Here is a 21,953-nt window from a genome sequence, read left to right on the forward strand (position 1 = left end):
GAGACGAGACGTCCCGGGCCCGCCGTCACTTCACAGCGTGGGCCACCCGCGGATGTGGGCGGCCGATCGGGATGTCAGCCCCGGATCATGTTGCGCAGCACGTACTGCAGGATGCCGCCGTTGCGGTAGTAGTCCGCTTCACCCGGCGTATCGATGCGCACGACCGCGTCGAACTCGACCTTGCTGCCGTCGTCCTTCGTTGCGGTGACGTGCACGGTGCTCGGCGTGGTGCCCTCGTTGAGCGCCTCGATACCGGTGATATCGAAGACCTCGGTGCCGTCCAGTCCGAGACTTGCCGCAGACTCCCCGGCGGGGAACTGCAGCGGGACGACGCCCATACCGATGAGGTTCGAGCGGTGGATGCGCTCGAAGGACTCGGTGATGACGGCCTTGACGCCGAGGAGGCTGGTGCCCTTGGCCGCCCAGTCGCGCGACGACCCGGAGCCGTACTCCTTGCCGCCCAGGACGACCAGCGGGATGCCGGCCTTCTGGTAGTTCTGCGACGCGTCGTAGATGAACGCCTGCGGTGCACCGTCCTGGGTGAAGTCGCGGGTGTAGCCACCGGACACACCGTCGAGCAGCTGGTTCTTCAGGCGGATGTTCGCGAACGTGCCGCGGATCATCACCTCGTGGTTACCGCGACGCGAACCGAGCGAGTTGTAGTCCTTGCGCTCGACGCCGTGCTCGTCCAGGTACTGAGCGGCCGGGGTGCCCGGCTTGATCGGACCCGCGGGGCTGATGTGGTCCGTCGTGACCGAGTCGCCGAGCAGCGCGAGCACACGAGCGCCCTTGATGTCGGTGACCGGAGCCGGATCCATCGTCATGCCGTCGAAGTACGGAGGCTTCCGCACGTAGGTCGAGTTCTCGTCCCACGCGAAGGTGTCACCCGCCGGGGTCTCCAGGTTCTGCCAGCGCTCGTCGCCCTTGAAGATGTCGGCGTAGGAGTTGCGGAACATGTCCTGGCTGATCGCCGACTTGATGGTGTCGTCGATCTCCTGCGCGGACGGCCAGATGTCCTTGAGGAAGACGTCGTTGCCGTCCTTGTCCTTGCCCAGGGCGTCGGCCTCGAAGTCGAAGTCCATGGTGCCGGCGAGCGCGTACGCGATGACGAGCGGCGGCGACGCGAGGTAGTTCATCTTCACGTCGGGCGAGATGCGACCCTCGAAGTTGCGGTTACCCGAGAGCACCGCGGTGACCGAGAGGTCGTTGTCGTTGATCGCCTTGGAGATCTCCTCCGGCAGCGGACCGGTGTTGCCGATGCACGTGGTGCAGCCGTAGCCACCGAGGTAGAAACCGAGCTTCTCGAGGTAGGGCCACAGGCCCGCCTTCTCGTAGTAGTCGGAGACGACCTGCGAACCCGGCGCCATGTTGGTCTTGACCCACGGCTTCGTGGCCAGGCCCTTTTCGACCGCGTTGCGGGCGAGCAGCGCTGCACCCAGCATCACGGACGGGTTCGAGGTGTTGGTGCAGGAGGTGATGCCCGCAACGACCACGGCACCGTGATCGAGGACGAACTCGCCCTGCTCCGTCTTGACGGTGACCGGCTTGGACGGCCGGCCGGTGGCACCGTTGGCGGCGGACTGCACGCGGTCCGCGGTGTCGTCACCGTCGTCGGCGAACGAGAGAGCGGCCGGGTCCGACGCGGGGAAGGACTCCTCGACGGCCTCGTCGAGCTGGCTGTGCTCGGTCGGCTGGTCGTCGCCCACGTAGGTGCGGATGTCGCGGCGGAAGGCGAGCTTCGAGTCGCTGAGCAGGATGCGGTCCTGCGGGCGCTTCGGGCCGGCGATCGACGGAACGACGGTGCTCAGGTCCAGCTCGATGTACTCCGAGTAGACCGGCTCCTTGTCGGCGTCGTGCCACATGCCCTGTTCCTTGGCGTACGCCTCGACGAGCGCGAGCTGCTCGTCGCTGCGGCCGGTCAGGCGCAGGTAGTTGATGGTTTCGCCGTCGATCGGGAAAATCGCTGCGGTGGAACCGAACTCGGGGCTCATGTTGCCGAGGGTGGCGCGGTTCGCGAGGGGGACCTCGGCGACGCCGGCGCCGTAGAACTCGACGAACTTGCCGACCACACCGTGCTTACGCAGCATCTCGGTGACGGTGAGCACGACGTCCGTCGCGGTCACGCCCGGCTGGATCTCGCCCGAGAGCTTGAAGCCGACGACGCGCGGGATGAGCATGGAGACCGGCTGGCCGAGCATTGCGGCCTCGGCTTCGATGCCGCCGACGCCCCAGCCGAGGACGCCGAGTCCGTTGACCATCGTGGTGTGCGAGTCGGTGCCGACACAGGTGTCGGGGTAGGCCTGGCCGTTGCGGGTCATGACCGTCGGAGCCAGGTACTCGATGTTGACCTGGTGGACGATGCCCATGCCGGGCGGGACGACCTTGAAGTCGTCGAACGCGCCCTGGCCCCAGCGCAGGAACTGGTAACGCTCACCGTTGCGCTGGTACTCGAGGTCGACGTTGCGCTCGAGCGCGTCGGCGCGGCCGAAGACGTCGAGGATGACCGAGTGGTCGATGACCATGTCGGCGGGGGAGAGCGGGTTGACCTTGTTCGGGTCGCCGCCGAGGGTGGTGACGGCCTCGCGCATGGTGGCCAGGTCGACCACGCACGGCACGCCGGTGAAGTCCTGCATGATCACGCGGGCAGGCGTGAACTGGATCTCGATGCTGGGATCGGCTGCGGGATCCCAGTTGGCGATGGCGCGGATGTGATCGGCGGTGATGTTGGCACCGTCTTCGGTGCGCAGCAGGTTCTCGGCGAGAACCTTCAAGGAGTAAGGGAGTTTCTCGGTGCCGGGGACGGCCGACAGGCGGAAGATCTCGTACGAGTTATCTCCGACCTGCAGGGTCCCCTTGGCGCCGAACGAATCAGTATTGGTGCTCACGTCAGCTCCACTCGTCGTTTCGGCTCGCCGCCGACGGGGCTGTGTCGACGGCTGAAGCGAGGCACACAGCGTCCACAGAGGAGGAATTTCCTGTGCGGTGCCGCCGTGGCGTCTCACCGTAGAGTCTAACAGTACGCTTGTCCTGTAATAAAGCCGGGAGTGTACAGAGAATACGGCGCTCTCAGGGGTGCGCGACGCCACATCGGACGCGCCCGCCGACCTCGGCGCGGCTGCGCCACCCGCGCGCGATCGCGTACTGTTCGGTGTTGCCCTGCGAGCGTGTGCTCCCTGTGCCGACTGCTCGACGCGGCGAAGCCGGGCTCGCACACGCTCCCGACCAGCACTACCGGAGAGAAATGTCTGCGCCACTGCTACGAATTCCCGGGCCGTCGGCCACAGATCTCCCTCCGGGTGTCACGGTCGAGGCGATCCTCGCCGACCTGAGCGACGACCAGGTCTCCGCGCCTCCCGAACAGGTCGACGATCTGGTCGCGGAGGTGGCGCGGGCGCAGGAACACGGGATCGACCTGAGTGTCGTGGTGATCGATCGAGATCCGCGCATGGACTCCCAGCTCCGTGACCTCGCCACCGAGGTCGGAGCCGAAGACGGGGGCACCGTGCTCGTCCTCAGCCCCGGGTGGGTCGGCACGTTCAGCGACAGCCTGGACCGGGTCACCCTCGAAGCCGCCGAGGACCGCACCTATACCGGCAACCCGGTGGTCTCGACGAAGAACTTCGTCGATTCCGTGATCGAGCCCTCGCCACCGTGGACGATGCTGACGATCCTGCTCGTGCTCGTCGTCGCTGCGGCATCGGGCGCGACGTACTGGGCGAAGATCCGGCGTGCCGCCCGATCCGATGCGGCCGAACACGAGCAGGTCCCCGCCGAGGACACGACACCCACGACCTCCTGACGGCGCCGCCGCCTGTCTTCTCGCCGGCTCCGGTGTCGATGTCCGGCGCCGGAGTGCGCCCCGAAGGTCGCGTTCCGTAATCGAAATCCGTAACTGTCGCGCGAGACGCGCCTGGTGTGTCGTACGGTTCAGATGACGCTCTTGGGGAAGGTGTGTCACAAGCCCAGTCGTGGGGCGCTGCCCGCGACCGGAGACCGGTACAGCGACCGATCGCGGGGACCCCGCGAGCGGTGTTTGCTGTGCGCTCCCCGAGGCGTCGGGCCCGACTGTTTCTCAGGTCGGCACGACCGAGGGAGAGCGCAAGTGAGACGATTCGGTTTCCACGGGGGGATTCCGCGACGGTCGTCGCCTACCGGCGCACCGGCATCGCCTACCACTGCCGGACGTCGGCGGTCTTCTCTTCGCAGCACCCGTTCGGGCCACGTCGTCCGCGCCTCCCGGTTGCTCGCGGGAATCGGCCTCTTGACGACGGTGCTCGTCGCAGTGGGGTCGACTGCGGCCGCGGTGCCACCACCACCGCCCAATCCGTCGGACACGGAACTGGACGCGGCCGGGGCGGCCGTGAACTCCGGGATCGACCGCATCGGTGAACTGATCGTGCGCATCTCCCACGCAGATCAGCAGCTCGCCGAACTCGACGCCAAGGTCGCGATCAAACGCGAGGACGTCAACCGCGCCCTCGTCGACTTGCATTCCGCCCAGGACGCCGTGGCAGCAGCCGCGCAGGCCGTGGCGTCCTCCCAGCTCGCCCTCCAGGACGCGGGCGCCCAGATCTCACACGCGCAGGCGGACTTCGACTCGTTCGCGCGGGAGAGCTACACCCGCGGATCGAACGCGACATCACTCGCCGCGTTCCTGACCACCGACGGCCCCGAGGACCTGCTCGACCGCGCGCAAGTGATGCGCATGCTCTCGACCGGGCGCGACGCGGTGCTCGACGCACTCGAACGCGCGCGCACCGAACAGGCGAACTCCCATTCCCGTGCGCGCGCCGCGAAACAGGAGGCCGACGCCGCAGAGGCGGCCGCCGAGCAGCGCAAGGTGGACGCGGAAGCTGCGATCGCCGTCGCCCGCGATGCCCTCGACCGGGAAGCCGCAGAAAAGAGCCGCATCGAGCAGGCACGAGCGGGAGCCCAGGCCGAACTGGATTTCGCGCGCTCCAACGTTGCCGGTCTCGAGGGTCAGCGCGCGGAGTACGTGGCATGGGATCGCCGCCGCGTGGCGGAGGAGGCGGCCCGTGCCGCTGCCGCCGAGGTGGCGCGTGAGGAAGCGGCAGCGGCGGCCCAGCGGGTCGCAGCCGACGACGCCGCGCTCGCACGGGCAGCCGAACTCGCCAACGGACGACGCCCCCACGCCGACTTGGGGGAGAGCGCACCTGCCCTCGACACGGCCGTGAACGCCGCCGTACCGGACGAGGACCTCGATCCTGACGTGACACCGAGCCCGGGTAGCGAGGTGAACCCGGCAGACGAAGTCACCGAGACACCTCGCACGCCCACACCGCAGACTCCGCGGTCGTCGCCGCGCACCCGGTCGACGCCGTCGCTCACCGGCGCCGCGGCGGTCGAGACCGTGATCGACCGTGGGCTGTCCCAGATCGGCGTGCCGTATGCGTGGGGTGGGGGAGACGAGAACGGACCGACCCGCGGAATACGGGACGGCGGTGTCGCCGACAGTTACGGAGATTTCGGCAAGGTGGGCTTCGACTGCTCCGGGCTGATGATCTATGCGTTCGCCGGTATCGGCATCTCCCTGCCGCACTACACCGGATATCAGTACACAGCGGGCACCCAGATCCCGTCGTCGGAGATGAGACGCGGCGACATGATCTTCTACGGCCCCAATGCGAGCCAGCACGTGGGCCTGTACCTCGGCGACGGCACAATGCTCGAGGCGCCGCAGTCGGGTTCGCACGTCATGATCTCGCCGGTACGCTGGGACGGCATGACATCGTATGTGGTGCGCATGGTGTCCTGACGGTGAAGTGATCGTGATCGCACTGTCCGGGCGTGGGACTCGCCCACGCCGCGGGCCTGGCGTTACGGCACACTGAATCGACACCTGCCATAGTGGTGCAGCAGGCGATTTCCAGTGGATCAACGTAGGCGAAAGCGGTGGATTCTTGGTGACCTCACGCGAGGGCGGGACGTCGGGTACGGCAGCGGGCGCACAGAAGGGCGGGGCCGGCTCGAACAACGCCGCCGGTCAGGGCCACGACGTGGAGCCGCAGGGCACGGCCGGACCGGGCAGCGGCAGGGCGGACGCCGGCGCTCCCACACGGGGCAGTGTCGCGGCGAACCCTCCCGTTGCCGGAAACGGCCCGTCCGCCGGTGCGACGAGTGCGTCCGCTCCCGCCGTGTCCACGTCGAAGGAGCCTGTGGCCGCACCGGAGAAGGCGTACGACCCGGCAGACGACGTCCGCCTTCTCGAGCGCGCCATCTACGAGGTCAAGCGAGTGATCGTCGGCCAGGACCTCCTCGTCGAACGCATGCTCGTCGGAGTGCTCGCCCGCGGGCACGTCCTGCTCGAAGGCGTGCCGGGTGTCGCGAAGACCCTCGCGGTCGAGACGTTCGCCAAAGTTGTCGGTGGATCCTTCTCCCGCGTCCAGTTCACTCCCGACCTGGTACCCACCGACCTCGTCGGAACCCGGATCTACCGGCAGGGCCGCGAAGAGTTCGACACCGAACTCGGCCCGGTGGTGGCGAACTTCGTGCTCGCCGACGAGATCAACCGCGCCCCGGCGAAGGTGCAGTCGGCGCTGCTCGAAGTGATGGCGGAACGGCACGTCACCATCGGTGGCAAGACGTTCCCGATGCCCGACCCGTTCCTGGTCATGGCGACGCAGAACCCCATCGAGAACGAAGGCGTCTACCCGCTGCCCGAGGCGCAGCGAGACCGGTTCCTGTTCAAGGTCCTCGTCGACTACCCCTCGGTCGAGGAAGAACGCGAGATCGTCTACCGGATGGGAGTCGCGGCTCCGGAACCGAAGCAGGTGCTCTCCCGGGAGGAACTGCTGCGACTGCAGAAGATCGCCAGTCGCGTGTTCGTGCACCATGCGCTCGTCGACTACGTGGTGCGGGTCATCTTCGCGACGCGCTCGCCGGCCGAACTGGGTCTGCACGACGTGCAGGGATGGATCGCCTACGGCGCCTCTCCGCGTGCCACCCTCGGCATCATCTCCGCAGCCCGCGCGCTCGCTCTCGTCCGCGGGCGCGACTACGTGATCCCGCAGGACATCATCGACGTGATCCCCGACGTGCTGCGTCACCGCTTGGTGTTGTCGTACGACGCGCTGGCCGACGACGTCTCACCGGACCGGATCATCGCCGAGATCCTCCAGACGGTCGGTCTGCCGCAGGTCGCGCCCCAGGCCACGGCACCCGTGCCGGCGGGTCCCCCCGCGGCGGTGCGTCCCGGTGCTCCTGTGGTGCCCGCGCCCGGACCGCACGGAGGTGCAGGGCAACGGTGAGCGAACCCGCCCGCGACGGGTCGCCACCCACGTTCCGTTCCGGCGAGCTGCGCGACCCCGCATTGACTGCTGCGCTGCGCACCCTGGAACTGACCGTCCGGCGCCGGCTCGACGGTGTCCTGCACGGTGATCACCTGGGCCTGATTCCCGGACCCGGGTCCGAACCGGGCGATGCCCGGGAGTACCAGCCGGGCGACGACGTACGCCAGATGGATTGGTCGGTCACCGCCCGCACCACCCATCCGCACGTGCGGCAGACCGTCGCGGATCGCGAACTCGAGACCTGGCTCGCGGTCGATCTGTCCGCGAGCCTCGATTTCGGCACGGCCGCGTGCGAGAAGCGCGATCTGGTCGTCGCAGCGGTCGCGGCGATCGCGCATCTGACGATCGGCGGCGGCAACCGGATCGGCGCCGTGGTGTCCACCGGCCGCGACACGGTGCGGATTCCCGCGCGCGGGGGACGGGCCCACGCCCAATCCATGCTGCGCACCATCGCGACCATCCCGCACCCACCGGACGGGACCCGCGGTGATCTGCGCGGTGTCGTCGAGGCGCTGCGGCGGCCCCAGCGCCGGCGCGGTCTTGCCGTCGTGATCAGCGACTTCCTGGGACCGCTCGAATGGCAGCGGTCGTTGCGTGCCCTCTCCGGCCGGCACGACCTGCTGGCAGTCGAGGTGCTGGACCGCCGCGATCTGGAACTGCCCGACCTGGGAGACGTCGTCCTGCACGATCCCGAAACCGGACGCACCCGTGAATTCACCACCACCCCCCAGCTTCGCGCCGACTACGCCCAGGCTGCAGCGGAGCATCGCGCTGCCGTGCAGCAGGCGATGCGCAGTTGCGGGGCCCCGATGCTGAGTTTGCGGACCGATCGGGACTGGATCAGCGACGTGGTTCGTTTCGTCGCGGCTCGCCGGCACAGTTACGCGGCCGGCGGCGTGGGGAGGGTGGGCCGGTGAGCATCTCCGGTTTCACCTCACCGTGGTGGTTGCTGTTCCTGGTCGTGGTTGCCGCCCTCGGCGTCGGCTACGTACTGGTGCAGCGCCGCAGGCTCTCGCACACGCTGCGGTTCACCAACTTCGAACTTCTCGAGAAGGTCGCTCCCGACCGGCCCGGCCGTGCCCGCCACATTCCGGTCGCGCTGCTGCTGGCCGGCCTGTTCTTCCTCACGGTCGCCCTCGCCGGACCTACGGCCGAGCAACGGGTGCCGCGTAATCGCGCGACGGTCGTCGCGGTGATCGACGTGTCGCTGTCGATGGAGGCGACCGATGTCGCACCGTCCCGGCTCGCCGCCGCGCAGGAAGCGGCGAAGCAGTTCGCGGACGATCTGACTCCCGGGATCAACCTCGGTCTCGTCGCGTTCTCCGGTACCGCGTCGGTGCTGGTGTCACCGACCACCAACCGGGAAGCGACGAAGACGGCAATCGATCACCTGCAACTGAGTGAGCGCACCGCCACCGGCGAAGCGATATTCACTGCGATGCAGTCCATCGACACCCTGGCCGCTGTGCTCGGCGGCAGCGATCAGGCGCCGCCCGCCAGGATCGTGCTGCTCTCGGACGGAAAGCAGACCGTGCCGGAGAGCCCCGACGACCCGCGGGGAGGTTTCACCGCGGCGAGGCAGGCAGCCGAGAAGGGAATCCCGGTCTCGACGATCTCGTTCGGCACCGCGACCGGAACGGTCACGATCGAGGACGAGCGCATCCCGGTCCCTGTCGACGATCCGTCTCTCAAGGAGATCGCGAACCTGTCCGGGGGCAGCTTCTTCACCGCGTCGAGTCTCGAGGAACTCGAGGACGCCTACAACACTCTCGAGGAGCAGATCGGCTTCGAAACGACGCGCGGCGATGCCAGCCGGCCGTGGCTGATGCTCGGTGCTCTCTGCGTCGCCGCAGGCCTCCTCTCCGCCATGGTGCTTCGCCAGCGCCTGCCCTGACCCTTCTTGTCGCCGCTCACGGAGCCCTGTCCGTGTGCGATCCACCACCAGATAGGTTTGTCGCCATGACTGACGCAAGTAGCCCCGCCGCGTCCACGCGCCCCGCGGGCACGCCCCGGTCCGTTCTCGTCACCGGAGGAAACCGCGGTATCGGCCTCGCGGTGGCTCGCCGCCTGCAGGCCGACGGACACAAGGTTGCCGTCACCCACCGCGGTTCCGGTGTCCCCGACGACCTGTTCGGTGTCGTGTGCGACGTCACCGACGCCGAGTCGGTCGACCGCGCATTCACCGAGGTCGAAGAGCATCAGGGCCCTGTCGAGGTGCTGGTCGCCAACGCCGGCGTCACCGACGACACCCTGCTGATGCGCATGACCGAGGACCAGTTCACCAGCGTCCTCGACGCCAACCTCACCGGATCCTTCCGGTGCGCGAAGCGCGCCAACCGGGCGATGCTGCGCGCACGGTGGGGACGGATGATCTTCCTCGGTTCGGTTGTCGGTATGGCAGGCCAGGCCGGGCAGATCAACTACGCGGCCTCGAAGGCCGGCGTGATCGGACTCGCCCGGTCGGTGACCCGCGAACTCGGCTCACGCTCGATCACCGCCAACGTCGTCGCACCCGGGTTCATCGAGACGGACATGACCGCGGAACTGTCCGACGATCTGCGCGACATGGCAAAGAAATTCATCCCGATGCAGCGTCTCGGCAAGCCCGACGATGTCGCGGGCGTGGTGAGCTTCCTCGCCTCGGACGACTCCGCCTACGTCTCGGGCGCTGTCATCCCCGTCGACGGAGGCATGGGCATGGGTCACTGACCCGCCGCCACACCCGGACCACATCCGAATCTCACTGGAGGATCGACACACTCATGGGCGGACTGCTCGAGGGCAAGACCATTCTCGTCACCGGCATCATCACCGATGCCTCCATCGCGTTCCACACCGCCAAAGCGGCACAGGAACAGGGCGCGAAGATCATCATCACCGGCTTCGACCGGTTGCGGCTGATCGACCGCATCGCGCAGCGTCTGCCGCAGCCGGTGCCGCCGGCGATCGAACTCGACGTGCAGAACACCGAGCACCTCGCCGGGCTCGCCGACAAACTGCGTGAACTCGCGCCCGAAGGGATCGACGGCGTCGTGCATTCGATCGGTTTCGCGCCGCGTTCGTGCCTGGGCAGCCCGTTCCTCGATGCCCCGTGGAGCGACGTCGCCGTCGCCCTGGAGGTCTCCGCGTATTCGTACGGTGCACTTGCCAAGGCGGTGCTGCCGGTCATGAACGAGGGCGGTTCTCTCGTCGGCATGGACTTCGATCCGTCACGCGCGGTGCCGTTCTACAACTGGATGGGCGTCTCCAAGGCGACCCTCGAATCGGTCAACCGGTATGTCGCCAAGGAGGTCGGTCCGCGCGGAATCCGCTCGAATCTCGTCGCCGCCGGCCCGATCAAGACCCTTGCGGCGAAGGCGATCGCCGGGGATGCCACCGGACCGGGAGCCGAGATGAACCGGCTCAACGAAGGCTGGTCCGCCGCGTCCCCGATCGGATGGGACGTCGAAGACCCGACTCCGGTCGCGAAGACCGTGTGCGCGGTACTGTCCGATTGGTTGCCCGGTACCACCGGGTCGATCGTGTACGTCGACGGTGGTTTCCACTCACAGGTCGGCCTCGGCGCCTGACAGGTCAGGAGAGCACTCCCATGGTGAGCACCCCCGAATCGTTCGACGCGCTGCTGGTGCTGTCGTTCGGCGGCCCCGAAGGCCCGGACGATGTCCGGCCGTTCCTCGAGAACGTCACCCGGGGCCGGGGGATCCCGCCGGAACGTCTCGACGACGTTGCGCAGCACTACCTGCACTTCGGGGGTGTCTCACCGATCAACGCGCTCAACCGGGCCCTCATCGATGCCGTGCGCGGCGAGTTCGAGGCGCACGGCATCGACCTGCCGGTGTACTTCGGAAACCGTAACTGGCATCCGATGGTCGAGGACACCGTCGCGGCCATGCGTGACGACGGAATTCGCAACGCGCTGGTCTTCGCGACCTCGGCGTGGGGCGGTTACTCGGGATGCCGGCAGTATCACGAGGACATCCGCCGGGCGCGGAGCGCGGTCGACGACGCCCCCGACCTGACGAAGATCCGGCAGTTCTACGATCACCCGCTGTTCCTCGACGCGGTCGCCGATGCCGTGCGCGCGTCCCGCGCCGAACTATCCGACGAGGCAGCGGACGCGCGCCTGGTTTTCACCGCTCACTCGATCCCGACGTCCGCCGATGCGACCGGTGGACCGCCGGACGCCGGCGGGCGTCTCTACAGCCGCCAGGTGGCCGAGGCCGCGCGCCTGGTCGCGGATTCGCTCGGTGTCGACGACTACGACCTGGTCTGGCAGTCGCGTTCGGGCCCGCCCCGGGTGCCGTGGCTCGAACCCGACATCGTCGACCATCTCGATGCTCTCCACGAGCGGGGAGTGACCGCGGTGATCGTGGTTCCGGTCGGATTCATCTCCGACCACCTCGAGGTGGTCTGGGATCTCGACACCGAAGCCCGGGACCGTGCGGCCGAACTCGGCATGGAGTTCGTGCGCGCGGCGACGGCCGGGACCGATCCCCGTTTCGCGCAGATGGTCCGTGAGCTCGTGCAGGAACGCCTCGGTACGGCATCGCCGCGCCGGCGCGGAACGGAACCGGAGTTCGGAGTGGGGTGCAACGGCACGCTCTGCGCGGTCCGGTGCTGCGAACCCCCGGCGCGGCCCTCTCGGCCGGCGCCCACAGCGGAGGACTGAGCACTCACGGCTCAGAGCGCCGGCTCACCACTGCGATTCGCCCCGGCCAGGGGAGAGACGAACCAGCTCGGGAGGGACCGCCGCAGCCCCACCGGGCCCTCCACCACCACGGCTCCGGTCCGCAGCGCCTCGGGCCAGTCGTTTTCTCCGCGCCAGATTTCGGTCAGATCCCGCAGCCCAGCCGTGACCGTGACGGAGACCTCGAAGCCCGGATCGGTGTCGCAGACGTCGACCTCTCCGGGAACGATGACCAGCCACCACCGCCGCGACCCGCGTGGGGCGCCGGTGAAGACGAACTCCACGACCACCCGAGTCTCCTCGATCGCGGAGTGGTCGACGTTGCGGTGCATATCCCACATCAGCAGCTTGGGGTCGAGGTCTTCGTCGCCGAGCCGGCCCGTCCACCGCGATCCCCACGTGCCGAGCGCGGACACCACCGGTTCCAGATCACGTCCGGCGGGTGTGAGCACGTAACGGACCTCCGAACCGTCGACGGTCCGTTGCACGATGCCCGCGACCGTCAACTGGTGCAGGCGGGTGGACAGCAACGACGGCGACATCCGGGGGAGTCCGCGGCGGAGGTCGTTGAATCGCTCGCTACCGAGCACCAATTCGCGCACCAGCAGAAGTGTCCACCGCTCGTCGAAGAGTTCCATCGCTTTCGCGACGGGACAGAATTGGTGGTAGGGCGAGCCCATGCTTCGAATGGTAGGCCTGCCGAGCGGTACAGATTCCGAACTGGAAGCAATCCGCGGGTGTTCATACCGTTGACGTGCGCCTCCGAGATCTGTCGACGACGGATCGGACGCTCCGTTGAAGGAGATGTGTGATGACGCAATCCCGCTCGGCACTCGATGCAGACCGCGACCTCAAGGCGAAACACCGGGCCATGTGGGCGCTCGGCGATTATCCGGCCGTCGCGTCCGGAGTGATCCCGTCGCTCGGGCAGATCCTCGTGTCCGCGTGCCGGGTCGGCCCGGGCGACCGGGTGCTCGACATCGCGGCCGGTTCGGGCAACGCCGCGATTCCCGCCGCACTGACCGGGGCCACCGTCGTGGCGACGGACCTGACTCCCGAACTGTTCGACATCGGCCGGCGCGATGCCGAGGACGCCGGCGCCACCGTGACCTGGCAAGAGGCGGACGCGGAGGCGATGCCGTTCGGCGACGCGAGTGCCGACGTGACGCTCTCGTGCGTCGGGGTGATGTTCGCGCCGCACCACCAGGTAGCGGCGGACGAACTCGTGCGCGTCACCCGTCCGGGAGGCCGGATCGGGCTCTTGAGCTGGACGCCCGCGGGTTTCATCGGCCGGATGTTCGCCACGATGAAGCCGTACGCGCCCGCACCACCCCCGGGGGCACAACCACCCCCGCTCTGGGGCGACGAAGACCATGTGCGGACCCTGCTGGGGGACCGGGTGACCGATCTGACGGCGAGCACCGGTTCGTTACGTGTCGACCGTTTCCCCACGGGCGAAGCGTTCCGCGACTTCTTCAAGACGAACTACGGGCCGACGATTGCGGTCTACCGCGCACTCGCGGGTGATCCCGAGCGAGTCGCCGCGCTCGACGGCGAACTTGCCGAACTGGCGCGCCGGCACGATCTGGGTGGGGGAGCGATGGACTGGGATTACCTGCTGGTCACTGCCAGTCGCGCGGGGTGAGAACTCAGCCGTGCTGGGGCGCGCGCAGAGCGGCGTCGACCGCGCCGACTCGCGCGTGCCGCACCGCGGTCCACAAGGGACGCAGCGCGGATTCGCGGGCGTCCAGCGTGGTCGCCGAACCGGCACGCAGACCCCCGCCGCGCCCCGCGACGGTGAGGATCGCCGCGACCTGATCGGCGGAATCGAGGATCCGCACGGCACGCTGCGGGATCGAGTCCGGATACCGGTGACGGGCGTACTCGGCGATCTCGGCCGCGATCTCGGCACGCGGGTCGGTGCTGCGCCCGTCGTCGCCGACCGTGCGGATACCCGTGAGCGTGGCGGCGGCGTCGCGCACCGCTTCGCGCATGGTGAATTCCGCTTCGCCGAGGCCTGGTAGGTCGGTGAGTTCGGGTACCGCCGGGACGGCGAACACGGTCCAGCGGAGTACATCGGGTCCCTCGACGGTCGGAACCAGGCCGAGTCCGGGCGTTCCCGGCGCGCCGACGAGTACACCCTCCCCGGCAGCCGTTGCTGCTGCGGAGAAGGCGATGCCGACGGGCAGGCCGCGCACATCGCCCGGAGACGGCAACAGCAGTCGGATGCCCGAACCTCCCGCGGGGTCGGCTCGCCGGATCACGGTGAGCAGTACCGCGGCGCCGTCCTGCGGGTCCTGGCCGGTCAGCCCGGCGCGGTGTTTCGCGTCCGCCTCGGCGGCAGCGACGAGGTGCATCGGCGCCCACTCGTGCAGGGCATCGATGACCTCGTCGGGCGCCGCGCGACCGGAGAGCCATGCTCCGGCCCACAGCGTCAGGCTCTGACTCGGGGAACTCACGGAACGAGCATAGGACGCCTGTTCTCCGGCGTGGCGACGACCGCCCGCCGGTGTCGTTGTCCTAACGTTGACCGGCGTGAGTCCACGCGACAGCTACGGCGACATCTATGCCGGACACAACCGCAAGCGGAGGAAGACCGTCCCGGAACTCGAGGCCGAGAAGGATCTCGTGGTCGAAGACGCCGCGTCGGGGTGGTGCGGCGCGATCGTCGGCATCGAACGCACCTACGACGGCGACTTCGTGCGCTTGGAGGACGGGCAACGCCGCACCCGTCTGTTCGCGATGCGGCCTGCCGCGTTTCTGATCGACGGTGCACCTGTCACTCTGGTGCGGCCGAAGCCGCGACCGGCGGCGCAGACCCCGGCGAGATCGGCCTCGGGGTCGACCAGAGTCGAGGGCTTGCGGGCACGCGTGGCCCGCGGAAGCCGCATCTGGGTCGAAGGTGTGCACGACGCGGCCCTCGTCGAACAGGTCTGGGGACACGACCTCCGTGTGGAGGGCGTCGTCGTCGAACAACTCGAAGGGCTCGACAACCTGGCCGAGCGGCTCGCCGAGTTCCGTCCCGGTCCGGGACGGAGGGTCGGTGTCCTGGCGGACCATCTCGTCACCGGATCGAAGGAAGAGCGGCTGACCGCGAACCTCGGCCCGCACATCATGGTCACCGGCCATCCCTACATCGACGTGTGGGAAGCGGTGCGCCCCAAGGCCGTCGGGATCGAGTCCTGGCCGACGATTCCGCGCGGCCAGGACTGGAAAACCGGCGTGTGCCGTGAACTCGGCTGGGGTACGCCGCAGGAAGGCTGGCGGCGGGTCTACGGCGCGGTGTCGTCGTTCCGGGACCTCGAAGCCCCGCTGATCGGCGCTGTCGAGCGACTCGTGGATTTCGTCACCGAACCCGGCGACGGCGACTGAGCGCCCCGCACCGAAGGTCGACGGCACATCCGGGCGCACTCAATACCTGTACCGCCGCACGGTATCCGGATGGATGACGATACGTACCTGGTCTTCGGCGAGGATCCCGGCGAGATCGGCGGCACGAACCGGATCGTCGAGATCCCAATAGCGCGCGGCCAGGCGGGAACACAACTCGTGTGCTCCGTCCGCCTCGATCGTGGTGTGGCCCGCGACCGACACCCACCGTTCACGTTCCCCGACCGGTGCGGCGACCACGATCGAGGCGCGGGGGTCGCGCCCCAGGCGGCGGATCTTCAGCGAGTCGGGGGCGGTGAACAAGTCGACGGTGCCCGCGTCGGTGGCCTCGAACCAGACCGGTCGGGGCTGGGGCGGGAGCGGTCCTGCGGCCACGCTCACGAATCCGTGCAGGGGGCGTCTGAGGAACTCCAGGTCCTCGGCGGTCAGTGAACTCGTGGGGGTGCTCATCATGACCCTTTCGGATTCGGGGAAGGGTGGGGCCGGCGGCGCCCGCCCGGTCGCGTTCCCTCCGCACGGACGGTTCGCCGACGTGCTGAGCATTGTGCTCGTCGCGGCGGGTGTGTGCGCGGCAACCGCTCGGCAAGCCTGTGAACTGGCTCTCTGCCGCAATGTCCGATTTATGGTTCGATGGTTGCTGTGGCGGCATTGATATGGCTTATCGCCGGCGTGGCACTGGCTGCGGCGGAAGCGCTCACCGGTGACTTCGTCCTGCTGATGCTCGGCGGTGCGGCGCTGGCTACCGCCGGTGTCTCGGCTGCAACGGATCTGCCGGTGTGGCTCGACGCCGTGGTGTTCGCACTGTTCTCGCTGGTATTGCTGCTCGGAGTCCGGCCCATCCTGCGCCGCCGCTATTCCGCGCCGCCCGCGCTCACGACGGGCGTCGACGCGCTACCCGGCAAGCACGCGCTCGTCGTCGAGCAAGTGGGTGAGCACGCGGGCCGGGTGAAAATCGACGGCGACGTGTGGACTGCCCGGCCGTTGGACGCCACCGAAGTGTACGAACCCGGAACAACCGTGACCGTGATGCAGATCGACGGCGCGACCGCCGTCGTATGGAGGGGTGTCTGACCTATGGAAGCGCTGATCGTACTCGCCGTACTGGTGGTACTCGTCGTGATCGTGGTGGTGAAGTCAGTCGCCCTGATCCCGCAGGCAGAAGCCGCGGTCATCGAGCGGCTGGGACGCTATTTCCGGACCGCGTCGGGACAGTTGACGTTCCTGGTGCCGTTCGTGGACCGTATCCGCGCGAAAGTCGATCTGCGCGAACGGGTGGTGTCGTTCCCGCCGCAACCGGTCATCACCAAGGACAACCTGACGCTGAGCATCGACACGGTCGTCTACTTCCAGGTCACCAACCCGCAAGCCGCGGTGTACGAGATCAGCAACTACATCGCCGCCGTCGAACAGCTCACGGTGACGACCCTGCGCAACGTCGTGGGCGGTATGACCCTCGAAGAGACTCTCACCTCCCGTGACTCGATCAACGGTCAGTTGCGCGGCGTGCTCGACGAAGCGACCGGCCGCTGGGGTCTGCGGGTCGCGCGCGTCGAACTCAAGAGCATCGATCCGCCGCCGTCGATCCAGGAGTCGATGGAAAAGCAGATGAAGGCGGACCGCGAGAAGCGCGCGACGATCCTCACGGCCGAAGGCCACCGCGAGGCCGCGATCAAGACCGCAGAGGGCGACAAGCAGGCACGCATCCTGTCGGCCGAGGGATCGAAGCAGGCCGCGATCCTCGAGGCGGAAGCGGAACGGCAGTCCCGCATCCTGCGGGCGCAGGGTGATCGGGCCGCCCAGTACCTCGAGGCGCAGGGCGAGGCGAAGGCGATCGAGAAGGTGTTCGCAGCCATCAAGGCCGGTAAGCCGACCCCCGAGATGCTCGCGTACCAGTACTTGCAGACGCTGCCGCAGATGGCTCAGGGTGACGCGAACAAGGTGTGGCTCGTGCCCAGCGACTTCGGTGACGCCCTCAAGGGTTTCGCAGGCGCGCTCGGTGCTCGCGGTGAGGACGGTGTCTTCCGTTTCGAGCCGAGCCCGGTCGACGAAGACCTCCAGCGTCCCGAGGACGACTCGGCAGAGGTCAGCGACTGGTTCGACATGAAGACCGACCCGGTCGTGGCGAAAGCGGTCGCCGAAGCCGAGGCAGTGGCACGCAAGCCGGTGGACCCCGCGGTCCCGGTCGTCTCCGGAGAGAAGCCGGCCGGTGTCACGCGCGGTAGCCAGTCGTCCGCGCTGCCGGCCGCAGACCCCGCGCCCGAAGAGCGCGTTCCGTCTCTGGAGACAGAGGTCGGCGAGGAACTCCCGAGGCAGTAATCCTGCCCCGGCCGCCGGGGCGTGCGCACGCACGTCACCGGCGGCGAGGAGATGTGAGCGGAAGTGCCATCGCCACGATGACGAGACCGGCGCCCACGCCCGCGAGGAGCGACACGGATTCGCCGAACACCGCCACACCGAGCAGCAGAGCGACCACGACTTCCAGGTACGACAGTCCGGCGAGTTCGGCCGCACGCAGATACGAGCCGGCGACGACGAGCAGGCCCAGGGCGAACAACCCGCAGACGACGAAGAACCCGATAGCCCATACCCAGTTGCCCGGGGTCATTCCGGAAAGATCGGGCCGGGTGACCACCACGACGAGCCCGGTCGCTGCCGCCCCGAATGCGAAGGTCCAGAAACTGCGTACGTCTGCGGGCATATCCGAGCGATAGCGGTAGCAGAGCAGCGCGGCGCCGTAGAACACTCCCGACACGACACCGAGCACGGTACCCAGCACTTGCTCGTCCGAACTCGGGGCGGGCGCGCCGCCGATCAGACCCGCGGCCAGGAGCATCCCGGTGAACGCGGCGACAAGGGACACCGCATCTCGGCGAGTGATCGTCTCTCCGAGGAACATCCTCGCGAACACGGTCGCGAGAACCGGGCCGAGATAGTGCAGGACCACCGCGCGCGACAGGTCGGTGAGCACGGTCGCGGAGAGATAGGTGGCAAGGGACAGGGCGAGGAACACGCCGCCGAGCACCACCGACCACGACAGCCGGGCTCGTCGCAGTTTCCCGAGACGTCGCGACAGTGCCAGCATCACCAGCATCCCCAGCCCGCCGACGAGCATCCGGCCGAAGGTGAGGGCTTCGCCGAGTACGGCGCCGGGAGGGGTGGCCATGCGGCCGAACAACCCGGCGGTGCCCATCGCCGTTGCGGAGACCACGATCGCTGCGATACCCAGCCGCCTTCGGCGGGTATGTGCCGACTGATCGGCCGGGCGGTTATCGATGAGAAGCGGAACGACAGGCACGCGTGAGGGTGCGTCGACAGACGGAGCCACGGAACTTCCTCCGGACAGGGTGCATCGCGCACCGGCGGGTGGTCGGTTCCCCGCTCTGTCATGTGACCTGAGAGCTTTCGCGGATCCGTGGACCCACTTACACCTTCGGTGAACCCCGCGGGGTTGCTTTCCAGAGGAGCCTCGCCGGCGGCGGTCTGGGGGCCTGAGAGATTCCCGGGGAGGTTGCTCCTTCGGCGCCCGCACGTGTGCGGAACTCTCCCGCTGCAGTTCGATGGCATATTCGGTTGTCCGAGCGAGTATGCCAGCCCGATGCGGAGGCCCTGGATCCGGGTGAGCGCGGATCAGGTGATGAGCGCGGTACCGACGCCACACGCGGCACACGCCCACAGCACACTGGTGGCCGTGCCGATGATGAACTGCTCCGAGGCGTTCGGCTCGCGTAGCTCCGGGTACCGCGCGAGACCCTTGACGGCCATGATGATCGCGATGCCTTCGGGCCACCCGGCAAGGATCGACACCGCGACGGCGCCGCGCTCGAGCACGCCGATGACCCGTCCGCCCCGCAGCGGCCCGGGCGGGGGAGCGGGATCGGGTCCGGCATCCGGTTGGCGTCGGGCGACACGGAAGGCGACGAGTACGGCCGGTCCGCCGCCGGTGACGGCGGCCAGGGTGGTGAGCGCGAGTGTCACTGCCAGCGCGAGGCCGTGCACGGGCGCGGTGGCGGTGGCTGCCAGGGCTGCACCGCCGAGCGCTGTGGTCGTCACTGCCGCGCCGAGCCACGCCGGGAGCGTAGGACGGAGAGAGAGCGCGGGCGCGAGGGCGGCAACGGCGAGGCACACCAGCGAGACGACAGTCAACGATCGGCCCTTTCCAGCAGTCGGTGAGCGAGCGCGCATCCTGCGATCTCGGCTTGCCACCCGGCCGCGGCCAGGCGTTGGGACACGGCTTGCTTGCTGATGCCGAGTTCGTCGGCGATCCGGGCTTGCGTCGATCCGGTGCGAGCGAGTGCCACGGCTTCGTGTCCCTGGGGGGAGCGCCGGAGGACGAGGGTAGCGAGCAAGGTCAAGGCGGCGTCGGCATCTGCTGCGGCCTCGGCGTCGTCGCCCTCCACGGCGACCTGCCCGATGGAACTCTTGGCGCGTTCGACGGCACGTCGGGCGAGTTCGAATGCCGGTCCGCGACCGGCGCGGGTCTGTTTCGGCAAGGGAGTCTCGACGGGGCCGATCCCGATTCCGATGCTCCACCGCTCTCGCCGGAGCAGTTCCAGCACGAGGTCGACCACAACCCCGGGATCGTCGGCGACGGCCTGAACTTCGTCGCCGGCTGTGCGGTCGAACGGACGGACCAATCGTGGGTCACGCAGGTCGGTGAGAAGTCCCGAGACGCGGTCGATGTCGCGGCGACTGCCTCGTTGATCGACCGTCAAGACGAACATCGGTCAAGTGTGGAACCTTGTTTCATCAAAGTCAAGGGTTGAGGCTTGTTCAGAGTTCGCCTTCGGGCACCCGGTTGTATTCCTCGTCGGTGACAGGTTCGAGCCAGTGGACCGTATCGTGCTCGTCGTCCGTTTCGTTGATGGCGAGGTGAATCATCAGGCGGGTGGCCGCGGCGCCGTGCCAGTGCTCCTCGTCGGCTTCGAACCACACCCGATCTCCGGGCCGGATCACCTCGACCGGGCCGCCCCGGCGCTGGCACAACCCGACCCCCTCCGTGACGAAGACGGTCTGGCCGAGGGGATGCAGATGCCAGTGCGTGCGCGCGCCGGGCATGAAGTGGACGAGAGCGGCCGACACTCGCGACGGTGGCGGCGCTGCCGCCACCGGGTCGATGTAGACATCACCGCTGAACCAGTCCTCCGGGCCTATCCCGGTATCGAGCGAGCTGCGCACGATCTGCATGACGTCCTCCTTCGGCCGAGCCCTCCCACGTATGTCCCGGACGGCGAGGGCGGCCGTCATCGCCCGATGTCGTGCTGTCCATCAGATCAGGCGGCATCGTCGGGGATGCACTTTCCGAACGGCAATTGCCCGTACTGTGACCTGGAGAGCAGTGCAGCCGTGATCGGTAGCGGGAACGCCGCGGGCTGCGTGAGCAGCACCCGAACGGAGTGCACGTTCGCGTCGTTGATCGCCGAAGTTGACCTTTCGGACGCGAGCGGAACCCCGAACCCGAAACGGGTGAACCGGAATCCGTGTCGGCAGACGAAGGAGATCTCATGCGTGGAGTCATTCTCGACGGGCCCGGCGAGGTGCGGATCGCGGACCGTCCGGATCCGGAGATACTCGAGCCGACCGACGCCGTCATCCGATTGGCCGCCACCTGCATTTGTGGTTCCGATCTGTGGCCCTACCGCGGCGCAGACCCTGTCGACCACATGCCGATGGGTCACGAGTACGTCGGAACGGTCACCCGGATAGGCGATGCGGTTGCCGACGTCGCGGTCGGGGACTTCGTGGTCGGTTCGTTCTTCGCATCCGACAACACCTGTGAGATCTGCCGCGCCGGTTATCAGTCCCGGTGCGTGCACGCCGTACCGATGGGTGCCATAGGCACCCAGGCCGAGTACGCGCGCGTCCCGTTGGCCGACGGCACACTCGTCCGGACGCCCGGCCCACCCGACCCGGATCTCATCCCCTCGCTCCTGGCAGCGTCGGATGTACTCGGAACCGGGTGGTTCGCCGCGGTTGCTGCGGAGGCAGGCCCCGGTAAGACCGTCGCAGTCGTCGGTGACGGTGCAGTGGGGCTACTGGGGGTCATGGCAGCGAAACAGCTCGGCGCCGAACGGATCATCGCCATGAGCCGCCACGCCGATCGTCAAGAGCTGGCGCGCGAGTTCGGAGCCACCGACATCGTCGAGGAGCGCGGGGACGAGGGCGTCGGGAGAATCAAGGACCTCACTTCCGGACTGGGAGCGCACTCGGTGATCGAGGCCGTCGGCACCCAGGAGTCGATGATGCAGGCGATCCGCTCGACACGGCCGGGTGGGCACGTCGGGTATGTCGGTGTGTCCCATGACGTATCGCTGCCCGGCGGAGAACTGTTCTTCGCCGAGGTGCATCTGCACGGCGGGCCCGCCCCGGTACGGCGCTTCCTGCCGGAGTTGATCGACCTGATCTGGAACCGCGCCATCGACCCAGGAGCCGTATTCGATCTGACTCTGCCTCTCGACGAGGCAGCCGAGGGCTACCGCGCAATGGATGAACGTCGAGCGATCAAGGTGATGCTCACTCCCTGAGTTCCGTCGATGGTGCGGTGCTGTCCAGGGCGACGAACTCCGCAG

Annotated in this window: 21 protein-coding genes and 1 riboswitch; of the genes, 13 read left to right on the plus strand and 8 right to left on the minus strand. The window is 68.2% G+C overall.

Features of this window, described 5'->3' with window-relative positions; translation table 11 throughout:
• Window positions 1-74 precede the first annotated feature (74 nt).
• A complete protein-coding gene (locus ACFWBU_RS05140; RefSeq protein ID WP_169621899.1) occupies window positions 75-2,885 on the minus strand; it encodes an aconitate hydratase in 2,811 nt (936 codons plus the stop codon).
• Between the two features lie 356 nt (window positions 2,886-3,241).
• On the opposite strand from ACFWBU_RS05140, the gene ACFWBU_RS05145 reads away from it, so the two are divergent.
• The 8 genes from ACFWBU_RS05145 (at window position 3,242) to ACFWBU_RS05180 (ending at window position 11,979) form a co-directional block, all read left to right on the plus strand.
• Entirely contained in the window at window positions 3,242-3,799 is a 558-nt protein-coding gene (locus ACFWBU_RS05145; RefSeq protein ID WP_169621900.1) for a DUF6676 family protein, read from the plus strand.
• Window positions 3,800-4,261: 462 nt separating this feature from the next.
• Window positions 4,262-5,776 carry an NlpC/P60 family protein gene (locus tag ACFWBU_RS05150; RefSeq protein ID WP_378527699.1) on the plus strand — a complete coding sequence of 505 codons (1,515 nt, stop codon included), beginning with the start codon at window positions 4,262-4,264 and terminating at the stop codon, window positions 5,774-5,776.
• A gap of 379 nt (window positions 5,777-6,155) precedes the next feature.
• The gene (locus ACFWBU_RS05155) at window positions 6,156-7,268 is read left to right on the plus strand and encodes a MoxR family ATPase (protein ID WP_346765179.1); all 1,113 of its coding nucleotides are present in this window, start codon (window positions 6,156-6,158) and stop codon (window positions 7,266-7,268) included.
• Window positions 7,265-8,227 (plus strand): DUF58 domain-containing protein, encoded by a 963-nt coding sequence (locus tag ACFWBU_RS05160; protein ID WP_378527700.1) that lies wholly within the window; start codon window positions 7,265-7,267, stop codon window positions 8,225-8,227. Before ACFWBU_RS05155 ends, ACFWBU_RS05160 begins: the two co-directional genes overlap by 4 nt.
• Window positions 8,224-9,204, plus strand: coding sequence for a VWA domain-containing protein (locus ACFWBU_RS05165; RefSeq protein WP_378527702.1), 981 nt, complete (start codon window positions 8,224-8,226; stop codon window positions 9,202-9,204). The genes ACFWBU_RS05160 and ACFWBU_RS05165 overlap by 4 nt, the downstream gene beginning before the upstream one ends.
• A 65-nt stretch (window positions 9,205-9,269) precedes the next feature.
• Window positions 9,270-10,019: a 3-oxoacyl-ACP reductase FabG1 gene (gene fabG1 / locus ACFWBU_RS05170; RefSeq protein WP_169621904.1), complete on the plus strand. Its 750-nt coding sequence runs from the start codon at window positions 9,270-9,272 to the stop codon at window positions 10,017-10,019.
• 53 nt (window positions 10,020-10,072) lie between these two features.
• Window positions 10,073-10,879, plus strand: a complete 807-nt coding sequence (inhA, locus tag ACFWBU_RS05175; RefSeq protein WP_169621905.1) for an NADH-dependent enoyl-ACP reductase InhA — start codon at window positions 10,073-10,075, stop codon at window positions 10,877-10,879.
• A gap of 20 nt (window positions 10,880-10,899) precedes the next feature.
• Complete coding sequence (locus ACFWBU_RS05180; protein ID WP_378527703.1) at window positions 10,900-11,979, plus strand: ferrochelatase; 1,080 nt, start codon at window positions 10,900-10,902, stop codon at window positions 11,977-11,979.
• Between the two features lie 11 nt (window positions 11,980-11,990).
• On the opposite strand, the gene ACFWBU_RS05185 is transcribed toward ACFWBU_RS05180, so the two are convergent.
• The gene (locus ACFWBU_RS05185) at window positions 11,991-12,677 is read right to left on the minus strand and encodes a helix-turn-helix domain-containing protein (protein ID WP_169621907.1); all 687 of its coding nucleotides are present in this window, start codon (window positions 12,675-12,677) and stop codon (window positions 11,991-11,993) included.
• Window positions 12,678-12,808: 131 nt separating this feature from the next.
• Here ACFWBU_RS05185 and ACFWBU_RS05190 point away from each other — a divergent pair, with 131 nt between their 5' ends.
• Window positions 12,809-13,642: a class I SAM-dependent methyltransferase gene (locus ACFWBU_RS05190; protein ID WP_169652132.1), complete on the plus strand. Its 834-nt coding sequence runs from the start codon at window positions 12,809-12,811 to the stop codon at window positions 13,640-13,642.
• A gap of 4 nt (window positions 13,643-13,646) precedes the next feature.
• On the opposite strand, the gene ACFWBU_RS05195 is transcribed toward ACFWBU_RS05190, so the two are convergent.
• A complete protein-coding gene (locus ACFWBU_RS05195; RefSeq protein ID WP_169621909.1) occupies window positions 13,647-14,456 on the minus strand; it encodes a hypothetical protein in 810 nt (269 codons plus the stop codon).
• 76 nt (window positions 14,457-14,532) lie between these two features.
• Here ACFWBU_RS05195 and ACFWBU_RS05200 point away from each other — a divergent pair, with 76 nt between their 5' ends.
• Window positions 14,533-15,369 carry a DUF3097 domain-containing protein gene (locus ACFWBU_RS05200; RefSeq protein ID WP_378527704.1) on the plus strand — a complete coding sequence of 279 codons (837 nt, stop codon included), beginning with the start codon at window positions 14,533-14,535 and terminating at the stop codon, window positions 15,367-15,369.
• Window positions 15,370-15,408: 39 nt separating this feature from the next.
• Here the strand turns inward: ACFWBU_RS05200 and ACFWBU_RS05205 are convergent, their stop codons facing one another.
• Window positions 15,409-15,837, minus strand: a complete 429-nt coding sequence (locus tag ACFWBU_RS05205; protein WP_169621911.1) for a pyridoxamine 5'-phosphate oxidase family protein — start codon at window positions 15,835-15,837, stop codon at window positions 15,409-15,411.
• 180 nt (window positions 15,838-16,017) lie between these two features.
• On the opposite strand from ACFWBU_RS05205, the gene ACFWBU_RS05210 reads away from it, so the two are divergent.
• Window positions 16,018-16,458 carry an NfeD family protein gene (locus tag ACFWBU_RS05210; protein ID WP_169621912.1) on the plus strand — a complete coding sequence of 147 codons (441 nt, stop codon included), beginning with the start codon at window positions 16,018-16,020 and terminating at the stop codon, window positions 16,456-16,458.
• 3 nt (window positions 16,459-16,461) lie between these two features.
• A complete protein-coding gene (locus ACFWBU_RS05215) occupies window positions 16,462-17,703 on the plus strand; it encodes an SPFH domain-containing protein (protein ID WP_169652130.1) in 1,242 nt (413 codons plus the stop codon).
• A gap of 34 nt (window positions 17,704-17,737) precedes the next feature.
• On the opposite strand, the gene ACFWBU_RS05220 is transcribed toward ACFWBU_RS05215, so the two are convergent.
• The 4 genes from ACFWBU_RS05220 to ACFWBU_RS05235 form a co-directional block, all read right to left on the minus strand.
• Complete coding sequence (locus ACFWBU_RS05220; RefSeq protein ID WP_378527706.1) at window positions 17,738-18,712, minus strand: DMT family transporter; 975 nt, start codon at window positions 18,710-18,712, stop codon at window positions 17,738-17,740.
• Between the two features lie 141 nt (window positions 18,713-18,853).
• A riboswitch (glycine riboswitch) is annotated at window positions 18,854-18,944 on the minus strand.
• Window positions 18,945-19,014: 70 nt separating this feature from the next.
• Window positions 19,015-19,530: a hypothetical protein gene (locus ACFWBU_RS05225; protein WP_169621914.1), complete on the minus strand. Its 516-nt coding sequence runs from the start codon at window positions 19,528-19,530 to the stop codon at window positions 19,015-19,017.
• Entirely contained in the window at window positions 19,527-20,108 is a 582-nt protein-coding gene (locus ACFWBU_RS05230) for a hypothetical protein (protein WP_378527708.1), read from the minus strand. Before ACFWBU_RS05230 ends, ACFWBU_RS05225 begins: the two co-directional genes overlap by 4 nt.
• A 49-nt stretch (window positions 20,109-20,157) precedes the next feature.
• Window positions 20,158-20,571 carry a cupin domain-containing protein gene (locus tag ACFWBU_RS05235; RefSeq protein ID WP_378527710.1) on the minus strand — a complete coding sequence of 138 codons (414 nt, stop codon included), beginning with the start codon at window positions 20,569-20,571 and terminating at the stop codon, window positions 20,158-20,160.
• A gap of 317 nt (window positions 20,572-20,888) precedes the next feature.
• Here ACFWBU_RS05235 and ACFWBU_RS05240 point away from each other — a divergent pair, with 317 nt between their 5' ends.
• Complete coding sequence (locus ACFWBU_RS05240) at window positions 20,889-21,908, plus strand: zinc-dependent alcohol dehydrogenase family protein (RefSeq protein WP_169621916.1); 1,020 nt, start codon at window positions 20,889-20,891, stop codon at window positions 21,906-21,908.
• Window positions 21,909-21,953: the final 45 nt, after the last annotated feature.

Origin of the sequence: Rhodococcus sp. NPDC060084, assembly GCF_042730335.1 — a bacterium.
Lineage (GTDB): Bacteria > Actinomycetota > Actinomycetes > Mycobacteriales > Mycobacteriaceae > Rhodococcus.